This window comes from Streptomyces sp. NPDC007901 (assembly GCF_042959465.1).
Taxonomy (GTDB): Bacteria; Actinomycetota; Actinomycetes; order Streptomycetales; family Streptomycetaceae; genus Streptomyces.
Genome location: NZ_JBIBKW010000011.1, coordinates 343,430 through 364,424 on the forward strand (window position 1 = coordinate 343,430; position 20,995 = coordinate 364,424).

A 20,995-nucleotide genomic window follows, 5' to 3' on the forward strand; every position below is an offset into this window, starting at 1 on the left:
CGTGCGGGCAACGGACCGACTGGCGAAGCAGGCAGCCGACAGACAGACACGGAACGGACCACCCCCACCCGGCAGTTCCGGCGCAGCAGTAGCGGCGGCGCGGGCAACGGACCGACTGGCGAAGCAGGCGGCCGACAGACAGACACGGACCGGACCACCCCCACCCGGCAGTTCCGGCGCAGCAGTAGCGGCGGAGCGGGCAACGGACCGACTGGCGAAGCAGGCGGCCGACAGACAGACACGGACCGGCCCACCCCCACCCGGCAGTTCCGGCGCAGCAGTAGCGGCGGAGCGGGCAACGGACCGACTGGCGAAGCAGGCATCCGGCGGCTGACGGACGGGCGCGGAGCAGGCCGACCCCCGCCCAGGAGTTCCGCGTGCGGCAGTGGTGGCGGGACCGGGCTCCCCAGATCGGTCCCGCCACCGGCCGCCCCCGCGGATCCGCCCGTGCCGGGAGCGTCCCCCGATGTCGCACTCGCACGTGGCGGTCCCCCCGAGCCCGCGGGGAGTCCGGACGGCGCCGACGCGGGACCCGTGGTGCGCCCCGCGCATACCTGGATAGAACCTGCCGCCGTCGGCGTCTACGCCATCTGGCGCACAGTGCCCCGATCCCGGCAGGACCGCGGGGAGCCAGCGGCCGTCAGCCCCGGAAGTTCTCCGGCCGCTCCGGGGACGCCTCCGCCAGTGCCTTCCGTACGCCCTCCGCGTCCGCCCGCAGGCCGTACACGGGCGTCCCCGGCTGCTGGCGCCAGGAGTCGTCGATGCCGCCGTTGTCGACCGTGTCGAAGCCGAGTTCGTCGACCAGCGCCCGGACGACCCGCTTGGCCGCCTCGTCGTCGCCGGAGACCGGGACGGCCTGGCGGTCGGGGTCACCGGCGGGGCGGCCGCGGTCCAGGATGTCCTGGGCGTAGGTGCCGTTGAAGACCTTGACCACGCCGTGGCCGATCTGACGCTCCGTCCAGCGGCTCTCCGTGACGCCCTCGTCCTCGATCCCGCCGATCCGGCCGTCCCGCTCACGGGGGTAGTAGTTGCCGGTGTCGATCACGGCGACGTCCGGTGCCGCCCCGTCCAGGAGGCCGGCCGGCAGGTCCGGGACCGCCTTCAGCGGGACCGTGACGACCACGACGGCCGCGCCCCGCGCCGCCTCCTCGGCCCGTACCGCCGTCGCTCCGGTCTCCTCGGCCAGTGCGGCCAGCGTCTCGGGGCCGCGCGAGTTCGCCACGGACACGTCGTGCCCGAGGGCGGTGAGCCGCCGCGTGAGGTTGCCGCCGATGTTGCCCGCCCCGATGATGCCGATCTTCATGACATGCCTTCCGAGAGTCGTTGCACATGCATGCATGCGTCCGCTGTGCGGCGACAACCCAGGGCACGCGGGACCTATTCCGCGGGCGCGGCGATCGGGTGAGGTACCGGTTCCGGCCCTCAGATCCGTACGACGATCTTGCCCGTGTGCGTGTTGGACTCCATCAGCCGGTGCGCGTCCCGGATCCGGTCCAGGCCCTCCAGCACCTCGCCGACGACCGGCCGGAAGCCGCCGTCGGCCAGGCCGGCGTCGAGGAAGGCGGCGGAGCGGCGGCGGCCCTCGGGGGTCGAGGTGAGGACCTGGTTGGCGTAGGTGTGGATCGTGAAGGGCCAGTTCCAGGGGATCTCGGCGGGGCTGCGGTCCAGCCAGCCGTAGACCACCACGGACCCGCCGGGGGCGAGCGCCTCGGCGAGCGGGCGGAAGCCGGGGCCGCCGATCGCGTCGAACATCACCTCGGCGCCCCTGCCCCCGGTGAGCCCCTTGACCTCCGCGGCCACGGCCTCCGCCGTCGACTCCCCGGTGACGATCACCTCCGCCGCGCCAAGTTCCAGCAGCCGCTTCCGTTTGGCCTCGGTACGGGTCGTGGCGAGCGGGATCGCACCGATGCGGCGGGCCACCTGGATCGCCGCGGTGCCGACCCCGCTGGACGCCCCGGTGATCAGGACATGGTCACCGGGCCGCAGCCCCGCGGTCTCCAGCAGCCCGCCGTACGCCGTGGTGTACGTCAGCCAGGCCGCGGCGCCGGTGACCGCGTCGACGGAGGCCGCGCGCCGGAGGACCGAGGTCTCGGGCAGCACGACCCGTTCCGCGTACACGCCCCGCGCGCTCATCTCGATGCCGGGGCCGGTCATCACGGGGTCGCCGACGGCGAGTCCGGTGACACCCTCGCCGACCGACTCGACGACCCCGGCGGCCTCGTAGCCGAGCCGGGAGGCGGGCAGGGTCGGCCGGTAGTAGTAGGTGCCCGCGCGGAACAGGGCTTCCGCGCGGTTGAGACCGAGCGCCTCGACGCGTACGGCGACCTGGCCGGGGCCGGGATCCGGGAGGGGCACGTCCTCGACGGTCAGGACGTCGGGTCCGCCGGTCTCATGGAAGAGCACGGTGCGTGTGGTGGGTGACATGGCGTCGACGCTAGGCGGCGGCCACGAGACGGTCCATGTCCTCAGGTATCGCTTTCCTGTCCGTCCGTCTCGCCCGACAGGCCTACGGCCGCGGTCGGTCACCCGTCGCCGTTACCGTACGGGCATGGACGTGCTGAGCGACGCGGTCGCCGCGATGCGCACCGGACGGCCGCACTCCTCCCGCCGGGACAAGCACGCGCCCTGGGGGATGCGGTTCGCGGCCTCGGAGGGCGCGGGGTTCCACGTGGTGCTGCGCGGGTCGGCCTGGCTGCTCCCGGCGGCGGGCGAACCGGTGGCGGTGGGGCCGGGCGACGTGGTGTTCCTGGCCCACGGGCACGGTCACGCGCTGGCCAGCGGACCGGACGTACCGCTGGAGGAGGTGCGGCCGGGACCGGACGGCCGCTGGCCCGAACCGCCGCGCCCGGTGCGGGAGTCGGAGCCGGACACGGTCCTGCTGTGCGGCGCCTACCAGCTGGACCGCTCCCGCGCCCACCGGCTGCTGTCCGAGCTGCCGGAGGTGGTCCATCTGCCCGCCCGGGTGGGCGCCCATCGCTCGCTGCGGGCCGCGGTGGAGCTGCTCGGGATGGAGCTGGAGGACCGGCAGCCGGGTGCGGACGCGATCGTCACCTCGCTGCTCGACACCCTGCTGCTCTACATCCTGCGGGCCTGGTGGCTGCGGGAGCGGGGCGCCGACCGGGCGAGCGGCTGGGCGGCCGCGCTCGCCGACCCGGCGGTCTCTGCGGCGCTGCGCGCGATCCACGGTGACCCCGCGCGGCCGTGGACGGTGGCCGAGCTGGGCGCGCGGGGCGGTCTGTCCCGGGCGGCCTTCGCCCGCCGTTTCACCACGCTGGTGGGTGAGCCGCCGCTGGCGTATCTGACCTGGTGGCGGATGACCACGGCGGGCCGGCTGCTGCGCGAGGACGCCCTGCCGCTCCGGCAGGTCGCCGAACGCACCGGCTACACCTCGGAGTTCGCCTTCGCCAAGGCGTTCAAACGGGAGTACGGCGTGGCGCCGGGCCAGTACCGCAGGGCCGCCGGCTAGCCGGCGAACGGGTCCGCCAGTTCCGCGCTCAGTATCTCCGCCGCGCCCTCCGCGTCGCCGGCCGCCAGTGCCCGGACGAGTGCCTCGTGGGCGGCGTCCCCGGTGTCGGGGTCGGTGGTGCGCAGGCCGGTCAGGGCGAGGAGTTCGATCAGGCCCTCGCGGAGCACCGGGGTGAACTCGGTGAACAGGTCGGTGAGGACGGGGTTGTGGGCCGCGGCGACGACCGCCGCGTGGAAGGCGATGTCGGCGTCGACGAAGGCGGGGTCGTCCGCCGCTCCCGCCGCCCGGCGGCCCGCCAGCGCCGCCTCAACCGCCGTGACGTCCTCCGCCGTACGACGCTCCGCGGCGAGCCGGGCCGCGTGCACCTCCACGGCCATGCGGACCTCGTACACATCGGTCACCGCGGCCCGGCGCAGCCGGGTCGGCCAGTCCTCGGCGGCCTCGGTGGCGATGACGAAGACACCCGAGCCCTGCCGGGGCCGCACCAGCCCGGCGCCCGCGAGCGCGCGCAGCGCCTCGCGGACGGTGGAGCGGCCCACGCCGAGTTCCTTCGCCAGGGTCGTCTCGCCGGGCAGCCGGGTGCCGACGGGCCAGGCGCCGCCGGTGATCTGCTCGCGCAACCGCGCGGCGGCCTGTTCGACCAGGGGGCTCGGGCGGACGGGGCCAAGCGGCATGCGGTGTCACCAACTACGTTCGGGGCCGGACCGGTTCACAGGAATTCTCACTTGTCTGAGGACCTGAGGACTCGCTAGCGTACCGGCCATGACGTTCCGCGGTCTTCTTCTCGGCTGCCGCGGCGGGGCCTGACGCGACCGGCACCCCGCCGCGGGTCGCCGTGCTGCCGGTCACCGTCCGACCGACGAGCCGAGAGGCAGCCGCCCCGATGACCCTGCTGTGGAATCCGCAACGCCCCAGCCCGATGCCGTACGACCGCTACCGCCCCTTCCACGAACGCGTGCACGTGCCCGCCACGGCGGACCGGAGCTGGCCGTCCGCCCGGATCGGACGCGCCCCGCTGTGGGTGCCGGTCGACCTGCGCGACGGCAACCAGGCGCTCGCCGAGCCGATGGACACCCCGCGCAAGCGCCGCTTCTTCGATCTGCTGGTCCGCACCGGCTTCAAGGAGATCGAGGTCGGCTACCCGTCCGCCTCCCGCACGGACTTCGACTTCGTACGGCACCTGGTGACGAGCGGAGCCGTGCCGGACGACGTGACCCCGGTGGTGTTCACCCCGGCCCGGCGGGACCTGATCGACCGGACCTTCGACGCGATCGAAGGGCTGCCCCGGGCCGTCGTCCACCTCTACATCGCCACCTCTCCCGTGTGGCGGGAGGTGGTACTGCGCCGGGACCGGGCCGAGGTGTGGCGCACCGTGCGCGAGGCGGCCGAGCACATGGCGCGCCGGGCCGGGGACGCCCCCGGGGTCCGCTTCCAGTTCTCCCCGGAGACGTACAACCTCACCGAGCCCGACTTCGTCCTCGAACTCTGCGACGGGCTGACCGAGTTGTGGGACGCGAGCCCGGACCGCCCGGTCACGCACAACCTCCCGGCGACCGTGGAGATCGCCACCCCGAACGTCTACGCCGACCAGATCGAGTACGCCCACCGCCACCTCGCCCGCCGCGACGCGGTGATCCTCTCCGTCCACCCGCACAACGACCGCGGCACCGGCGTCGCCTGCGCCGAACTCGCCGTGCTGGCCGGTGCCCAGCGCGTGGAGGGCTGCCTGTTCGGAAACGGCGAGCGCACCGGCAACGTGGACCTGGTCACCCTCGCGCTCAACCTGTTCGCCCAGGGGGTGGACCCGATGGTCGACCTCGGAGACATCGACGCGGTCCGCGCGACGGTCGAGGAGTGCAACCGGCTCCCGGTGCACCCCCGCCATCCCTACGCCGGCGACCTCGTGCACACCGCGTTCTCCGGCACCCACCAGGACGCGATCAGCAAGGGGTTCGAGGAACACGCCCGCAGGGCGCGGGAGTCGGGGGTTCCCGAGTCCCGGGCGCCCTGGTCGGTCCCCTACATGCCGGTCGACCCGGCCGATCTGGGACGGACGTACGAGGCCGTCATCCGCGTGAACTCACAGTCCGGCAAGGGCGGTTCGGCGTACCTGCTGCGCACCCACCACGGCATCGACCTGCCGGAGCGGATGCGCCCGGAGTTCGCCCGTCTCGTCCAGGAGGCCACGGACGCGAGCGGCCGGGAGGCCACGCCGAAGGAGCTGTACGACCTCTTCCGCGCCGCCTACCCGGCCGACGGCGAGGTCCGGCTGGAGTCCTGGTCGGTCCACGAGGAGGCGCCGGGCCGGCACCGCTTCGTCTGCACCCTGCGCACGGGCGACCGGGCCGGCGACCACGAGGGCACGGGCCCCGGCCCGCTGACCGCCCTCGCCGACGCGCTGACCGGCGCCGGACACGCCACCCAGGTCCTGGAGGTAACCCACGGCGGGGCCTACGCCTTCGCCGAGTGCCGGGTGAACGGGACGACGACCGTCTGGGGCGCCGCGGAGGGCCCCTCCTCCCTCGCCGCCTCGGTCGGCGCGGTGCTGTCCGCGGTGAACCGGGCGGGGGTGCGATGAGCGTCGTCCTGCGCGCGGAGGACGTGCACGTGGTGCGCGACGGACGGCCGATCCTCCAGGAGGTGTCGCTGACCGTCCGGGCCGGTGAGCACTGGGCGCTGCTGGGGGCCAACGGCGCCGGGAAGTCCACCCTGCTCGGTCTGCTCGGGGCCCTGGTCCATCCGACGCGGGGCACGGTGGAGGTCCTCGGCAGCCTGCTGGGCCGCGTGGACCTTCGCGAACTGCGGACGCGGGTGGGCCATGTCGACCCGCGCCACCCGCTGGGCGAACCGCTGCGGGTCCGGGACGTCGTCCTGACCGGGCTGACCAACTCCGTGGCGCTGCTGCCCCGCTGGCGCCCCACACCCGAACAGGAGGAGCACGCCGACCGGCTGATCGACACGCTGGGGCTGGCCGCGCACCGGACGGCCCGCTGGCCCACGCTCTCCCAGGGCCAGCGCGGCCGGACCCTGATCGCCCGCGCGCATGGGCGTACCTCCCAGCTCGAGCGAAGCCGAGAGCTGGGGGAGCCCGAGCCCCGGCTGCTGCTGCTCGACGAACCGGCCACCGGCCTGGACCTGCCGGGCCGCGAGCAGCTGCTCACGGCGCTGGACGCGCTACGCCGGGCGCATCCCCGGCTGGCGACCGTGCTCGTCACCCATCACCTGGAGGAACTCCCGGCGGGCACCACCCACGCCCTGCTGCTGCGCGACGGCCGCGCGCCGGCACAGGGCCCGGCCGCCGAGGTCCTCACCGGCGACCAGGTCGGCAAGTGCTTCGACCTGCCGCTCGCCCTGGAACGGCACGGCGGGCGCTGGACCGTCCGCGTCGAGTCCGGGGCATGAGAAAGGGGGCGCCCACGGCCCACCGGCCGGGCGCCCCCTCCCTTCGGCTCACTTGGTCAGGTGCGCCCAGAACTCGTCGAACGACAGCACCTTGTCCCCGTTCAGGTCACGGCTGTTGATGATCGCCTGGGCGACCGTCTCGGTGACGTTCCAGTCGCCCCCCTGCGCGAGCGCGGACTTGAACTCGGCGGCGGTGATGAATCCGTCACCGTCCGCGTCGATCCGCTGGAAATGCTCGCGTGCCTCGTCGATGTCCGCCACCGATCCGCCCCTTTTATTCGTTTTCCATCGTCATGCAGACGTACTGTCGCAGGTCAGATTAACGGTCCACGCGAGCCCGCAGCGCAGCGGCCAGCCAGGCGAACTCCTCCGCGTACACGGCGAGGGGCTGTCCCTTGAGCACACAGAGCAGTTCGCGGTAGCGGGCGACCCGGTCGTTGAAGGCCGCGTCCAGCCGCGCCAGCACGGCGGCCGGGTCGGCGTCACCGAGCACCCCGCGCAGCGCCTCGTCGGCCTCCGGCGAGTCCGGTACGACACCCCGGCGCCGCGCCTCGCCCACCAGGTCGACGAGCCGCTTCATGAACCACAACGAGGCTCCGGGCGGCGCGTCCGGTCCCCGGTCGGCCGCGTTGAACTCGGTCGCCCTGCGCATCTGGGCGCGGAACGCCGGGTCCTGGACCATCTCGGCCAGCTCCACCCACGCGTCGACCTGCTCCGGTGTGGGATCGTCCGGCAGATCCGCCACGATGGCGAGCATCCGCTTGCGGATCTCCGGATCCACGGTGTCGAGACCGTGCAGCGTCTCCTCGACGAACTCCTCCAGGATCCGTCGCCGCTCCGCCGCCGACAGCCGCGCAAGCTTGTTCATCAGGGTCGTCTCCTCCGCACTCGATCCGCGTCGCGCCACGGTCGACAGCACCGCCCGGGTCACCTTCAGGGAGCTGATCTGCGTGTCCAGGGCCGCCACGTGTGCCGCCGCGACCTCGGCCACCGTCTGCTCGCCGGAGAGCACCGCGCGCACGTGCGCCAGGCCGAGACCCAGTTCGCGCAGGGTGCGGATCAGCTCCAGGCGGGCGAAGGACTCGGCGTCGTACAGCCGGTAGCCGCCGGGCGACCGGCCCACCGGGGTGAGGACGTCCTCGTCGGACCAGTAGCGGATGGTGCGCACGGTCAGCCCGGTGGCGCGCGCCAGCTCGCCGATGGTGAGAAGTCCGGTGCCGTCGTCGATCATGTCTGCGAGTGTGGGCCTTCCAGTGGGTGGAGACTCAAGGAGCACGGTGGCGGAGACTCTTCGCGGCATTCTCGACGCGGCGGCCCGGGGTGTCTTCCCGCCGCCCGACGGCCGGACGACCGTCGTCCCGCAGCCGTCCCCCCGGGACGCCGGGGTCCTCGCCTTCACCGCGCACGCGGTCGTCTTCGTCGACGAGGACCCCCAGTGGGTGTACGACACCCTGCGGGCGACCCCCACGGACGCGCTGAGCGCGCCGATGAACGCGCGTTTCCTCACCGCCCTGATGGACCGCACGGGCCGGGAGCACGAGACGATCGACGCACTGCTGGTGGCCGGCCCGCTCCCCGGCCGCCCGGAGCTCCCTCTGACGGAACTGACCGGCCCCGGCCACTCCCGGGTCGCCTACGCCCACGGCCGCCGTGACGAGGTGCGGGCCTGGGCGGCGGAGGGCGGGGTGCTGGTGCTGGGCCGGGGCGTCGCGGGCCGCCTGGAGGTCTCGGTGGAGGTGGACGAGGGGGTAGGGCGGCGGGGGCTGGGCCGGGCCCTGGTGACCGCCGCCCGGCAGCTCGCGGACGAACCGCTGTGGGCGCAGGTCGCCCCGGGGAACGCCCGCAGCACACGGGCGTTCCAGGCGGCCGGGTATGTGCCGGTCGGCGCCGAGGCGCTGCTGCTCAAGGCCTGAAGCTCAAGGCCTGAGGCTCAGCGGAAGATGCCGGTGTGGCCGAGCGAGTAGCGGCCCGGCTGCGGGTAGACGGCGAGGCCGTGCGGGCCGCTGCCGACGTGGATGCGGGCCAGCTCCTTGCCGGTGCCGGTGTCGATGGCGTACACCTCGGAGTTGTAGCGGCCGGACAGCCACAGCACCTTGCCGTCCGCCGACACCCCGCCCATGTCCGGGCTGCCGCCGCCGGGCAGCCGCCACTTCTTCGTCAGCCGGTTCTCGGGGAAGTCGAAGACGGAGATGGTGCCCTCGCCCCGGTTGGAGATGTACATCTCGCGGGAGTCCCGGCTGACGTACAGCCCGTGGGCGCCCTTGCCGGTGTGCAGGAAGGTGGGCTTGGAGAAGCTGTCGCCGTTCAGGATCCACAGCCCGTCGGCCATCATGTCGGCGATGTAGAACAGCTTCCCGTCGGGCGAGACCTTGACGTCCTGCGGCATCGCCCCGTGGAACGGCAGTTTCTCCTGGCGCAGCACCTTCATCTTCTCGGTGTCCACCTTGAGCACCTCGCCGCTGAACTCGCAGGACGCGATGAAGTAGCGGCCGTCGAGGGAGAAGTCGGCGTGGTTGACGCCGTAGCAGCTGACCGGGAGGGACTTGACGGTCTTCATGGTGTGCGCGTCCCGGAAGACCAGCGCGCGGTCCATGGAGGCCATCACGATCGCGTACTTGCCGTCGGGCGTGAAGTACAGGTTGTACGGGTCGTGGACGGCGACCGGTTTGCCCGCCCGACCGGTCTTCGGGTCGATGGGGGTGAGGCTGTTGCCCAGGTCGTTGTTGACCCAGAGCGTCTTCATGTCCCAGGACGGCACGACGTGCTGGGGCTGCCGGCCGACCGGGATGGTCCCGGTCACCTTGTACGTCTTCGGGTCGATCACCGAGACGGTGTCGGAGTTGGTGTTGGGGACGTAGATCCGGGACGGGAAGTCCTTGACCACGGGCGAGAGCCTGCCGGGGCGGTCGGCGGCGTACACGTCGGCCGGGTCGAGGACCGGGGGCATGCCCGGCAGGGCGTCGACGACCGGCTCGGCCTTCTTCGCCTGCGGCTGCGCGGGCGCGGTGCTGAGGGCGGCCGGTTGCTCGGGGCCGCCGGATCCGCCGCCGCACGCGGACAGCAGCGCCAGGGCGGCAAGGGCGGTGCCCGCGACGGACAGACGGGCGGCGCTCGTGGCTTGCATCGGCGTTCGCATCAGCTCAGCAGCTCCGTGGTGGTGACCGCGCGCAGTCCACGGCGGTGGAGTTCTTGGAGTACGGCGGGGAGGGCGGCGACCGTGTCGGGGTACCCGAAGTGCATGCTCACCACCGAGCCGCCCCTGACCTCCGCGAGCACCTTGCGGGTGATGGCCGGCGCGCCGGGCTCGGTGTAGTCGAGCGAGTCGACGTCGTACGACAGCACATGCGGGTAGCCGGACTCGGCGGCGAGCCGGACGACGAGCGGGGTCGCGGTGGCCGCCCGGGAGGGGCGGAACCAGCGGCCGACCGACCCGGTGAGCCGCTTCAGCCGGTCCGCGCAGTCGGTGATCTCCTTGCGGGCGTCAACCTCCGCCATGGCGTTGATGGAGATGTGCCGCTGGGTGTGGTTGCCGAGGTCGTGACCGCCGTCGAGGACGCGGCGGGCCATGGCGGGGTGTGCGTCGAGCCAGGTGCCCACGGCCAGCACGGTGACGTGCGCGCCGTGCTGCTCGGCGGTGGTGAGGAGCCGGGTGGCGAGGGCGGGGTCGCCCTGGCCGTGGAAGGTGAGCGCGACGGAGGTGCCGGCGCGGGGGCCGTGGGTGATCTGGCGGGGGAGCGTCCGGGCCGGGGACGCCGTGGGGGAAGGCGTGGCGGAAGCCGTCGGCCGCGCGGAGGTGGTGGCGGGGGGCGCTGCGGTGGCCGTACCGGTGGTGCCGCAACCGGTGGCCAGCGTGCCTGAGGCGGTGAAGGCGGCGCCCGCGCGGAGGAGGTCGCGTCGGTGGGTGGGGGTCACCCGCACCATTTAAGAGGGGATAGGTAAGAAAATGGGCGATTGACCTGATAAGGGTTGTTCTTCCCTAGCGGTCGGCCACCCGCATCTCGAACCACGTCGTCTTGCCGCGCGGCAGGAGGTCGACGCCCCACCGGTCGGAGAGCTTGTCGACCAGGAACAGGCCCCGTCCGCTGATGTCCAGTTCCTGAACCGGCATCAGACAGGGCAGCCCTCGCGAGGGATCGCGGACCTCGACCCTGATCCACCCGGGGCGGCGGCGCATCCGCAGCCCGAACACCCGGGCCCCCGTGTGCCGGACCGCGTTGCCGACCAGCTCGGAGACGAGTAAGACCGCGTCCTCGGTCATCTTGGGGCTGAGCCGCCACTGGCGGAGGACGACCACCTGGGCCAGCCGGCGGGCGGTCGCCGCGGACTCGGGGCGGGACGGCAGCGGAACCTCCGCCTCCGTCGGGTTGCCGAACAGGTCGATCGCCTTGAGTGCCCGCTCGTCCTCGACCGCAGGCGACCAGCGCGCCGCGGCCGCACGGCTCTGTCCCCGCGGCTGTTCGATGCCCTCCAGCCCCGCCATGCCCCCATCATGGCCGCCGCGAGCGCCCTCCGGGGCCGTTCCGGCGGAATACGCCCCCGCGAAGCTCCCGCCCCGCGCCGGTCGATCGGCATATGCCATCGGCATCTCGATGTCTTCCGCAACCCGCCCGACCTGCGACGACGACTCATCTCCGGGCAATCGCCAGACCCCCTCGACAAGGCAGCCTTAAGGGTGCCTTAAGGCTCCCATAAACCGCCCCATCGAGGGACCCCGAATCAGACATCACGTCAATTGCAAGGGGTTCGGCGCTTTCACAACAGGGCGAAGATCACAGGAACTTCGCCTTGCCGGGCCCCTCCTCGACGAAGCTCCGCATACCGCGCTCCCGGTCCTCGGTCGCGAACAGCCCGGCGAACCAGTTCCGTTCGACGGCGAGCCCCGTCTCCAGGTCGGTCTCGACGCCGGTGTCGATCGCCTCCTTGGCGGCACGCAGCGCGATCGCCGGGCCCTGGGCGAGCCGGGCGGCCCAGGCGTGCGCCTCGGCGTACACCTCGGCCGCCGGTACCACACGGTCGACGAGCCCGATGGCGAGCGCCTCGTCCGCCTTGACCATACGGCCCGTGAAGATCAGGTCCTTGGCCTTCGAGGGCCCGACCAGCCGCGGCAGCCGCTGGGTGCCGCCGGCCCCCGGGATCAGCCCGAGCAGGATCTCGGGCTGGCCCAGCTTGGCGTTGTCGGCGGCGATCCGGTAGTCGGCACAGAGCGCGAGTTCACAACCGCCGCCGAGCGCGTACCCGGTGACGGCGGCCACGACCGGCTTGGGAATCCGGGCGACGGCGGTGAAGGAGTCCTGGAGATCCCGGGCCCGCAGCACCATGGCCGCGTGGTCCATGTTCTGCATTTCCTTGATGTCGGCCCCGGCCGCGAAGACCTTCTCCCCGCCGTAGACGACGACAGCCCGCACGTCTTCACGCCGGGTGGCCTCCCCGGCCAGCTCCTTGATCCGGTCCTGCGTGGCGACATCCAGCGCGTTCATGGGCGGCCGATCCAACCGCAGCGTGCCCACACCTTCGGAGACTTCGAGGGTCACAGTCATACCGAGCAGGTTAACGCCGGTTCATCAGCGCCCCGTCAGGGGCGCGGGGCGCTGTCGATTTGCGGCTGCCGCCGCGTGGGCGCGACCAGCCCCCACGCACCCGCAGACAGCCAACTACGCAGTCCACGCCTTCCAAGACATGTTCCACCCGTTGAGCCCGTTGTCCGGCGAAACCGTCTCGTCGTTCGAGTTCTTCACCGTGACCACATCCCCGATGATCGAGTGGTCGAAGAACCAGGCGGCCGGCACCGACCGGTCACCCCCACCGCGGATGTCGCGCAGTCCGACACACCCGTGGCTCGCGTTGTAGTTGCCGAACGCGTCGCCACCCCAGTAGTTGCCGTGGATGAAGGTCCCGGACGTCGTCAGCCGCATCGCGTCCGGCACGTCCTTGATGTCGTACTCGCCGCCGTAGCCGACCGTCTCGCCGTTCATCCGGGTCACGCGCAGCTTCTCGCTGATGACCATCTGGCCGTTCCACGTGTCGTAGCCCGGCTTGCCGGTGGTGACCGCGAGGGTCTTCACGACCTTGCCGTCCTGCATGACCTTCATCGTGTGCTTCTTGGCGTCGACGACCGAGACCTGGTTGCGCCCGATCGTGAACTTCACGGTCTTGGCCTGCTCGCCGTACACCCCGTCACGGCCCTCGACGCCGTTGAGGTTGAGGGTGACGGAGACCTTGGTGCCGGACTTCCAGTAGTTCTCGGGGCGGAAGTCGAGGCGGTCGTTGCCGAACCAGTGGCCCTGGACGTCGACCGCCGGCTCGGTCTTGATGGTGATCGCCTTCTCGACGGCGGCCGGGTCGGTGATGCCCCGGGTGAACCGGACGGAGAACGGCATGCCGACCCCGACCGTGGAACCGTCCTCCGGCGTGAAGTAGCCGATGAACGTGTTCTTCGGGGTGAGGGTGGTGAAGGACGAGTCCTCCGCCGACTCCCGGCCCTCGGTGTCCTTCGCGACCGCGTGCACCGTGTACTTCGTGGAGTTGGCGAGATGGGTCGACGGCGACCAGCCGGCGCCGTCCGCCGCGATCGTGCCGTCGACCTTGTTGCCCTTGGCGTCCTTGACCTCGACGTCGGTCAGCTTGCCCTTGGCCGCGGTGACCTTGAGGGCCCCGCTGGTGTCCACACCGGTCGCACCGGACTTGGGACTGATACTGACCGTGGCGACGGACTGCTTGCTCGCCTGGGTCGTCGAATCCTTCGCCTTGCCGTCCCCGGCACCGGATCCCTTGTCGGAGGATCCGCCCCCGCACGCGGTGACGGCCATGAGCAGAACGCCGGCTATGAGTGCCAGTCCGCCCTTCCCCCGAGTCCGCACCGACGCCCCCGATATCGGCCGCACGTTCAAGTCGTTCTCCCCTCCCAGGGGCCTGGTCAGGCCCCTCCCCGGCGCGTCCCGGCGGGCGCACTGGCGCATAGTAACCGCAGGGTTTTGAGCTTGGTGTTGGGCGAATGTCACCGTTGCGTCGCAACTTCCGCCCCCACCGGCCCGGCCCCCCACCTGGTTACTTGACCGCGCTGCCCGCCTTCCACTCCTTCCATCCCATGTTCCACCCTCCGAGGCCATTGTCGGGAGAGACCTTTTTGTCTTTGCTGTTGACGACCTCGATCACGTCCCCGATCAGCGTGCGGTCGTAGAACCAGCCCGCGGGGGTGGCCGAGCTGCCGCCCTTCACGTCGCGCAGGCCCACGCAGCCGTGGCTGACGTTCTCGCGTCCGGGGGCGTCCGGCGCCCAGTAGTTGCCGTGCAGGAAGGTGCCGGAGTCGGTGAGTTTGAGGGCGTGCGGGACGTCGGGGATGTCGTACTCGCCGCCGAAGCCGACCGTGCTGCCGTTCATGCGGGTCACCTCGTGCATCTCCATCACCACCATCTTCCCGTTGTAGGTGGTGTGGTCGGGCGCGCCCGCGGTGATCGGCACGGTGGCCAGCAGCTCGCCGTCGCGGCGGACCTCCATCGTGTGCTGGGCCGCGTCGACGAGGGAGACCTGGCTGCGGCCGACGGTGAAGGTGAACGTCTTCTGCTGGAGGCCGTAGGCGCCGCGGGCGCCCTCGACGTCGCGGAGTCCGAGGTCGACGGTGACGACGGTGCCGGGCTCCCAGTAGTGCTGGGGGCGGAAGTCGAGGCGGTTCTTGCCGAACCAGTGCGGGCGGATCTCGACCGGGGGCTCGGCGCTGACGTGGACGGCGCGTTCGACGGCGGCCCGGTTCTGGATCTCGCGGCTGAAGGCGAGGGAGACGATCATCCCGGTGCCGACGGTGGCGCGGTTCTCCGGGGTGACATAGCCGATGAAGCGTTCCCCGGGGACGAGGGTGGTGAAGGTGGTGTGGCGGGCGGAGCGGCGGCCGTGGCCGTCGACGGCGACCGCGTCGACGGTGTACTTGGCGGCGAGCGCCAGGGACGGGTCGTCGGGCCGCCAGGTCGTGCCGTCCGCCGCGATGTGCCCGGGGACCGGGGAGTCCTGGGCGTCCTGGGACCGGACGACGGTCACCGACTCCAGCCGGCCGCCGGGCACCCGTACCGTCAGCGGTTGGCCGGGGCGTACGGCCTTGGTGCCGTCGTCCGGGGAGATCCGGATGACGTCCTGGGGGGCCGGGGGCGGGCCCCCGAGGACGTGGTCGACGCCCAGTCCGCCCGTGTCGTCCGAGGAGCAGCCGGCGGCCCCCGCCAGCAGTCCCGCCCATGTCAGTACCGCGGCCAGCGCGGCCCCCGCGCGCAGTGCGCGCCCTTGTCCATGCCTCACGTGCGGCTCAACGAGCGTGCATGCCCCGGGGAAACGTGAGTGCGACGCCGGCACTGGGCAGAACAGAGGGAAGGACGACGAGCTGGGGAGCCGCCGCGCCCGTGCGAGAGCCGTCGCGGGCGCGTCCGTAGCGAGCCGCCGACCGTGCCCGGGACCGGGAGTCCGGGCCCGGTCGGCTGCTCGGACGCGGGTCGCGTGCGCCCCGGAGGTCGGCGAGCCGCGGGACACAATAAGGGGCCGACAGGTGACGAGCGCAGCCGAGCAGCAGGGGGCACCGGCACGGGCCCCGAGGGCCGACGCCCCCGCGGTCAACGGGACGGCCCTCCCCGTCCCGTCGGCCTGGCCGGGGGCGTCCACGCCGCTCGGCGCCCGGTTCCGGGTCGGCCCGGACGGGGTCGCGGGGACCAACTTCGCGCTGTGGGCGGCCGGGGCGGAGGCGGTCCGGCTCTGCCTCTTCGACGAGCGGGGGCGGGAGACCCGCATCCCGCTGACCGAACTCACGCACGAGATCTGGCACGGCTTCGTGCCGGGTGTGCTGCCGGGGCAGCGGTACGGCTACCGGGTGGACGGCCGCTGGGACCCGTGGACCGGCGCCCGCTGGAACCCGGCGAAGCTGCTCCTGGACCCGTACGCGCGGGCGGTGGACGGCGAGTTCGGGCTGCCGCCCGAGGTGTACGGGCACGTCCGGGACTGGCCGGACCAGCAGGTCGCCGACACCGTGCGCGACGACCGGGACTCGGCGCCGTACGTCCCCAAGGGCGTGGTCGTCCACGATGACGACGACTGGTCCGACGACCACCGCCCGAAGACCCCGTGGGCGGACTCCGTCATCTACGAGCTGCATGTGCGCGGCTTCACCAGACTGCACCCGGGGATACCCGAGGAGCTCCGCGGCACCTACGCGGGGCTGGCGCACCCGGCCGCCGTCGAGCACCTGGTGAAGCTGGGCGTGACGGCCGTGGAACTGCTGCCGGTGCACCAGTTCGCGCACGAGGACCATCTGCTCGGGCGCGGCCTCAGGAACTACTGGGGCTACAACTCCATCGGCTACTTCGCCCCGCACGCGGCCTACGCCGCCTCCGGTACGACCGGACAGCAGGTCGGCGAGTTCAAGCGGATGGTGCGGGCGCTGCACGCGGCCGGGATCGAGGTCATCCTCGACGTGGTCTACAACCACACGGCGGAGGCGGGCGAGCTGGGCCCGACGCTGTCCCTGAAGGGCATCGACAACCGGGGCTACTACCGGCTCCAGGACGACGCCCGGCGCTTCGCCGACTACACCGGCTGCGGCAACACGCTCCATGTGGTCCGGCCACATGTGCTGCGGCTGATCACGGACTCGCTCCGCTACTGGGTCACGGAGATGGGCGTGGACGGCTTCCGCTTCGACCTCGCCGCCGCGCTGGCCCGCTCGATGCACGACGTCGACATGCTCTCCCCCTTCCTGGCGGTCATCGCCCAGGACCCGGTGCTGCGCCGGGTGAAGCTGATCGCCGAACCGTGGGACGTGGGCTCAGGCGGCTACCAGGTGGGCGCCTTCCCACCCCTGTGGACCGAGTGGAACGACCGCTACCGCGACGCCGTCCGCGACTTCTGGCGCGGTGCCCTCCCGGACGTCCGCGACCTCGGCTACCGGCTCTCCGGCTCCAGCGACCTCTACGCCTGGGGCGGCCGCCGCCCCTACGCCTCCGTCAACTTCGTCACCGCGCACGACGGTTACACCCTGCGCGACCTGGTGTCGTACGAGACGAAGCACAACGAGGCCAACGGCGAGAACAACCGGGACGGCTCGGGCGACAACCGCTCCTGGAACTGCGGGGTGGAGGGCGAGACCGACGACGAGGGCGTACGGGCGCTGCGCAGGCGGCAGCTGCGGAACCTGCTGACCACCCTGCTGCTGTCGACGGGCGTGCCGATGCTGGTCGCGGGGGACGAGCTGGGCCGCACCCAGCGCGGCAACAACAACGCCTACTGCCAGGACAACGACATCAGCTGGCTGGACTGGGAGTTGCCGGCGGACCCGGAGTGGCGGCCGCTGTTCGACCTCACCTCCCGGCTGATCGCGCTGCGCCACCGCCATCCGGTGCTGCGCCGCCGCGCCTTCTTCTCCGGCCGCGCCCACTCGGCGGACGGGCTGCGGGACCTGGCCTGGTTCACGGCGCACGGCGCGGAGATGACGGAGGGCGACTGGTACGCGCCGGCCGCCACCCTCGGCATGTATCTGTCCGGACGGGACATCCCCGGCCGGGACGAGCGGGGGGCGCCGGTCCTGGACGACAGCTTCCTGACCGTGCTGCACGCCGGCGACCGGCCGGTGGACTTCGTCCTGCCGGGCCCGCCGTGGGCCGCACGCTACGAGGTGCTCGTGGACACCGCGCGGGAGGACCAGGGCGAGGCACCGGGGGTGGTGCACGAGGCCGGGACGGTGATCACGGTGCCGGGGCGGTCGGTGCTGCTGCTGAAGGTGGTCGGATGAAGGCGGTCGGCTGAGGCAACGTTGCAGGCCCGTGAAATCCGGGGCGGTCGGCTGGCGGGGGCGAAGGGTCCGCTGATCCACTGAAGCGCATGCCTGAGATATCCCGTCGTGCATTCGGTGGTCTCGTCGGCGGCGGCGCGGTCACCGCCGTCGCCGGAGCTGCCCCCGCCGCCGAGGCCGCCGAGCGTCCCTTCGAGGCCCGTCCGACCGCCTCCGGCAGACGCCCCAACCTCCTGGTCATCCTCGGCGACGACCTGGGCTGGGCCGACCTCTCCTCCTACGGCGCCCCGCACATCAAGACACCGAACCTGGACCGGCTGGCCCGCCAGGGCGTCCGCTTCACGGACGCCTACGCCGGCTCGGCGACCTGCTCCCCCACCCGGTTCAGCCTCTACACCGGCCGCTACCCGGGCCGTACGCCGGGCGGTCTCGCCGAGCCCGTCGCGGACCGGACACAGGGCCTGGACCCCCGTCACCCCACCCTCGCCTCCCTGCTGAAGAAGGCCGGATACGCGACCGCGCTGATCGGCAAGTGGCACTGCGGCTGGCTGCCCGACTACAGCCCCACCAAGTCCGGCTGGGACGAGTTCTTCGGCAACTTCGGCGGAGTGCTCGAATACTTCTCCAAGCTCGGACAGCTGGGCACCTACGACCTCTACGAGGGCGACGCCGAGTACCAGGACCTGCGGTACTACACGACCGTGCTGACCGAGCGGGCGGTGGAGTACGTAGGCCGGAAGCACGACACGCCCTGGCTGCTGAACCTCAACTTCACCACCCCGCACTGGCCGTGGCTGGCCGAGGGCGACGCGGAGACCGGCGCCGAGATCGCCGCGAAGATCAGGGCCGCGAAGAGCCAGGCCGAGGTCGGCACCGCGCTCAACCACTACGACGGCGGCTCGGTCGCCAAGTACACGGAGATGGTGCAGAGCCTGGACGCGGCCGTCGGCGAGGTGCTCGACGCGCTGCGCCGGTCCGGGCAGGAGGAGAACACCCTCGTCCTCTTCGCCAGCGACAACGGCGGCGAGCGCTGGTCGTACCTGTGGCCGCTCAGCGGCGAGAAGTTCGTGCTCCAGGAGGGCGGCATCCGGGTGCCGACCATCCTGCGCTGGCCGGCCCGGGTCGACGGCCACCAGGTCAGCCACGAGCCCCTGTTCACCCCGGACTGGACGGCGACCCTGCTGGAACTGGCGGGCGCCCGCCCCGACCCGGCGTACCCGCTGGACGGCACCAGCCTCGCGGGCTATCTGCTGCGCGGCGAACGGCTGCCGGAACGCGACCTGTTCTGGCGGGTCAGGGCCAACCGGGCGCTGCGCCGCGGGAACTGGAAGTACTACCGGGACGCGGCCGGCAAGGACCACCTCTACGACCTCGGCGCGGACCTCCGCGAACAGGCCGACCTCGCCCCGGACCGGCCCGAGCTGCTGGCCGAGCTGAAGGCGTCCTGGGAGAGGACCGCGGCCACCCTGCTGCCCTACCCGGGCTAGCCGAGGATCCCCCGCTGGTAGGCCGTCGCGACCGCCGCCGCGCGGTCGTTGACGCCCAGCTTGGCGTACAGATGGGTGAGGTGGGTCTTCACCGTGGCCTCGCTGATGAACAGCTCGCGGGCGATCTCGCGGTTCGAGGTGCCCCGGGCGACCAGGGCGAGGACCTCGCGTTCGCGGGCGGAGAGGGGTTCGTTGCCGGGGGCGCCCGGGGTGCGGACGGCGGAGACCAGCCGGGAGGCGACGGCAGGGGAGAGCACGGTACGGCCCTGGGCGGCGGCCCGGACGGCGGTGAAGAGCTCCTCGCGCGGGGCGTCCTTGAGCAGGTAGCCGGTGGCGCCCGCCTCGATCGCGGGGAGCGTGTCGGAGTCGGTGTCGTACGTGGTGAGGACCAGCACCTTGGCGCGGGCGCCGCGTCCGGTCAGTTCCCGGATGGCGTCGACTCCGCCGCCGCCCGGCATGCGCAGGTCCATCAGGATCACGTCCGGGTCGAGGTCCGCGGCCAGTGCCACGGCCGCGACACCGTCCGGCGCCTCACCGAGCACCGTGAACCCGGGCGCGGACTCGAACATGCCGCGCAGCCCGTCGCGGACGACGGGATGGTCGTCGACGATCAGCAGCGAGATGGGCGTGTCAGCGGTCATCGCGCACCAACGGTACGCGGGCCGACAGGGCCGTGCCGAGCCCGGGTTCGGACTCCACCGTCAGGGTGCCCGCGATGCGTTCGGCGCGGGCCCGCATGCCGTCCAGGCCGAAGCCGCCGGCGCTGCTGCGGGCGGGCACGGCGAGGAGGTCGAAGCCGGTGCCGTCGTCGCGGATGTCGAGGATGACCTCCTCGCCGAGGTACGAGAGCGTGACACCGACCCGGGAGGCCTGCGCGTGCCGGGCGGCGTTGGAGAGGGCTTCCTGGACGATGCGGAGCAGGGTCGCCGCGACCTCCTCGTGCAGTTGCTCCGCCGTACCGGTGAGAGTGAACTCGGCACGTGTTCCCGTACGTTCGCCCCACTCCGCGACCGTCTTCTTCAGTGCTTCGGGCAACCCGTCGTGCTCCAGCGCGACCGGGGCCAGGTTGTGCACGGAACGGCGGGCCTCGCCCAGACTGTGCCGGGCCAGTGCGAGGGCGCGGCCCACATGGTCCTCGGCCGCCTCCGGGTCAGGGGTGTTGATGACGACCTGGAGCTGGGCGATGATCCCGGCCAGCCCTTGGGCGATGGTGTCGTGGATCTCGGCGGCGAGCCGCCGGCGCTCGTCGGCGACCCCGGCTTCCCTTGCCTGGACGAGGAGTTGGGCGTGCAGGGCCGCGTTCTCGTCGAGGGCCTGGCGCAGGGCGGCGATGGTCTCGGTGCGCTCGGCGGAGCGCTGTTTCTCCTGCTCGGTGAGACGGCCGACCGCCATCTGCAGAGCGGAGTTGAACACCAGGAGGACGGCGAAGACGGTCCACTGGACCACGCCGCCGATCGGCATCCCGCCGGTCTGCGCACCGGCCACGATGACCGCGCTCGCGAACAGCCCGAGCCGGTGCCACCTTCCGGGCAGGGTCTCGTCGGCGTCCATGTAGCCGGCGGCGGCGTAGAACGCGAAGAACGGGTTGAGCCAGGTGAGGGCGAAGGCGAGGGCCCAGCGGACGAAGTAGTAGGCGGTTCCGGCCCGGGACGGGGTGCGGCTGCGGTCGGGCCCGCCGGGCCGGGTGCTGTGCCACCACAGCTGGAGCGCGACCGCGGCTCCCAACAGGGCCCAGCCGGAGTACCACTTGGCCGCGCCGGCCTGCGGGTCGGCGGTCACGAGCGCGGCGACGACACTGACACCGAGCAGCCCGTACGGCCCCCAGGTGTGGAACTGCTCCCAGCGCCGTTCGATCTGCGTGTCCACCGCGCTCATGTCCCCAGT

Annotated in this window: 19 protein-coding genes; 6 read left to right on the forward strand and 13 right to left on the reverse strand. The window is 72.4% G+C overall.

All coding sequences use genetic code 11. From position 1 onward, the window contains the following. Positions 1 to 640: 640 nt before the first annotated feature. Both ACFZDK_RS33075 and ACFZDK_RS33080 read right to left on the reverse strand, forming a co-directional pair. Positions 641 to 1,303 (reverse strand): NAD(P)-binding domain-containing protein, encoded by a 663-nt coding sequence (locus tag ACFZDK_RS33075; RefSeq protein WP_390977576.1) that lies wholly within the window; start codon positions 1,301 to 1,303, stop codon positions 641 to 643. A 119-nt stretch (positions 1,304 to 1,422) separates the two neighbouring features. After that, a complete protein-coding gene (locus ACFZDK_RS33080) occupies positions 1,423 to 2,424 on the reverse strand; it encodes a zinc-binding dehydrogenase (protein ID WP_390977577.1) in 1,002 nt (333 codons plus the stop codon). 124 nt (positions 2,425 to 2,548) lie between these two features. Here ACFZDK_RS33080 and ACFZDK_RS33085 point away from each other — a divergent pair, with 124 nt between their 5' ends. Further along, on the forward strand, positions 2,549 to 3,466 hold the full coding sequence (locus tag ACFZDK_RS33085) for a cupin domain-containing protein (protein WP_390977578.1): 918 nt from the start codon (positions 2,549 to 2,551) through the stop codon (positions 3,464 to 3,466). On the opposite strand, the gene ACFZDK_RS33090 is transcribed toward ACFZDK_RS33085, so the two are convergent. Next, positions 3,463 to 4,140, reverse strand: a complete 678-nt coding sequence (locus tag ACFZDK_RS33090; RefSeq protein ID WP_390977579.1) for an FCD domain-containing protein — start codon at positions 4,138 to 4,140, stop codon at positions 3,463 to 3,465. The two genes, ACFZDK_RS33085 and ACFZDK_RS33090, sit on opposite strands and share 4 nt — an antisense overlap. Positions 4,141 to 4,349: 209 nt before the next feature. Here ACFZDK_RS33090 and ACFZDK_RS33095 point away from each other — a divergent pair, with 209 nt between their 5' ends. Continuing rightward, positions 4,350 to 6,044 carry a 2-isopropylmalate synthase gene (locus ACFZDK_RS33095; RefSeq protein WP_390977580.1) on the forward strand — a complete coding sequence of 565 codons (1,695 nt, stop codon included), beginning with the start codon at positions 4,350 to 4,352 and terminating at the stop codon, positions 6,042 to 6,044. Continuing rightward, positions 6,041 to 6,868 (forward strand): ATP-binding cassette domain-containing protein, encoded by an 828-nt coding sequence (locus tag ACFZDK_RS33100; RefSeq protein WP_390977581.1) that lies wholly within the window; start codon positions 6,041 to 6,043, stop codon positions 6,866 to 6,868. The genes ACFZDK_RS33095 and ACFZDK_RS33100 overlap by 4 nt, the downstream gene beginning before the upstream one ends. Before the next feature lie 48 nt (positions 6,869 to 6,916). Here ACFZDK_RS33100 and ACFZDK_RS33105 read toward each other — a convergent pair whose 3' ends face one another. After that, complete coding sequence (locus tag ACFZDK_RS33105) at positions 6,917 to 7,129, reverse strand: EF-hand domain-containing protein (RefSeq protein WP_123974016.1); 213 nt, start codon at positions 7,127 to 7,129, stop codon at positions 6,917 to 6,919. Between the two features lie 58 nt (positions 7,130 to 7,187). Next, positions 7,188 to 8,099, reverse strand: a complete 912-nt coding sequence (locus ACFZDK_RS33110) for a MerR family transcriptional regulator (RefSeq protein WP_390977582.1) — start codon at positions 8,097 to 8,099, stop codon at positions 7,188 to 7,190. Between ACFZDK_RS33110 and ACFZDK_RS33115 the strand changes: the two genes are divergently transcribed. Then, the gene (locus ACFZDK_RS33115) at positions 8,098 to 8,781 is read left to right on the forward strand and encodes a GNAT family N-acetyltransferase (protein ID WP_390977583.1); all 684 of its coding nucleotides are present in this window, start codon (positions 8,098 to 8,100) and stop codon (positions 8,779 to 8,781) included. The genes ACFZDK_RS33110 and ACFZDK_RS33115 overlap by 2 nt on opposite strands. A 17-nt stretch (positions 8,782 to 8,798) precedes the next feature. Here the strand turns inward: ACFZDK_RS33115 and ACFZDK_RS33120 are convergent, their stop codons facing one another. The 6 genes from ACFZDK_RS33120 to ACFZDK_RS33145 form a co-directional block, all read right to left on the reverse strand. Then, a complete protein-coding gene (locus tag ACFZDK_RS33120; protein ID WP_390977584.1) occupies positions 8,799 to 9,992 on the reverse strand; it encodes a YncE family protein in 1,194 nt (397 codons plus the stop codon). Between the two features lie 11 nt (positions 9,993 to 10,003). Beyond that, a complete protein-coding gene (locus tag ACFZDK_RS33125) occupies positions 10,004 to 10,789 on the reverse strand; it encodes a polysaccharide deacetylase family protein (protein ID WP_390977585.1) in 786 nt (261 codons plus the stop codon). Positions 10,790 to 10,844: 55 nt separating this feature from the next. Further along, on the reverse strand, positions 10,845 to 11,453 hold the full coding sequence (locus tag ACFZDK_RS33130) for an ATP-binding protein (RefSeq protein WP_390977586.1): 609 nt from the start codon (positions 11,451 to 11,453) through the stop codon (positions 10,845 to 10,847). Positions 11,454 to 11,637: 184 nt separating this feature from the next. Continuing rightward, positions 11,638 to 12,405, reverse strand: a complete 768-nt coding sequence (locus tag ACFZDK_RS33135; protein WP_390977587.1) for an enoyl-CoA hydratase-related protein — start codon at positions 12,403 to 12,405, stop codon at positions 11,638 to 11,640. Positions 12,406 to 12,519: 114 nt separating this feature from the next. Then, a complete protein-coding gene (locus tag ACFZDK_RS33140) occupies positions 12,520 to 13,755 on the reverse strand; it encodes an Ig-like domain-containing protein (protein ID WP_390977588.1) in 1,236 nt (411 codons plus the stop codon). Between the two features lie 157 nt (positions 13,756 to 13,912). Further along, entirely contained in the window at positions 13,913 to 15,148 is a 1,236-nt protein-coding gene (locus tag ACFZDK_RS33145) for an Ig-like domain-containing protein (protein ID WP_390977589.1), read from the reverse strand. Positions 15,149 to 15,392: 244 nt separating this feature from the next. Here ACFZDK_RS33145 and glgX point away from each other — a divergent pair, with 244 nt between their 5' ends. Both glgX and ACFZDK_RS33155 read left to right on the forward strand, forming a co-directional pair. Then, on the forward strand, positions 15,393 to 17,624 hold the full coding sequence (glgX, locus tag ACFZDK_RS33150) for a glycogen debranching protein GlgX (RefSeq protein WP_390977590.1): 2,232 nt from the start codon (positions 15,393 to 15,395) through the stop codon (positions 17,622 to 17,624). A gap of 89 nt (positions 17,625 to 17,713) precedes the next feature. Further along, positions 17,714 to 19,111: a sulfatase-like hydrolase/transferase gene (locus tag ACFZDK_RS33155; RefSeq protein WP_390977591.1), complete on the forward strand. Its 1,398-nt coding sequence runs from the start codon at positions 17,714 to 17,716 to the stop codon at positions 19,109 to 19,111. Here ACFZDK_RS33155 and ACFZDK_RS33160 read toward each other — a convergent pair. Further along, complete coding sequence (locus ACFZDK_RS33160) at positions 19,108 to 19,752, reverse strand: response regulator (protein WP_390977592.1); 645 nt, start codon at positions 19,750 to 19,752, stop codon at positions 19,108 to 19,110. The two genes, ACFZDK_RS33155 and ACFZDK_RS33160, sit on opposite strands and share 4 nt — an antisense overlap. Continuing rightward, positions 19,742 to 20,986: a histidine kinase gene (locus ACFZDK_RS33165; RefSeq protein ID WP_390977593.1), complete on the reverse strand. Its 1,245-nt coding sequence runs from the start codon at positions 20,984 to 20,986 to the stop codon at positions 19,742 to 19,744. Before ACFZDK_RS33165 ends, ACFZDK_RS33160 begins: the two co-directional genes overlap by 11 nt. Positions 20,987 to 20,995 lie beyond the last annotated feature (9 nt).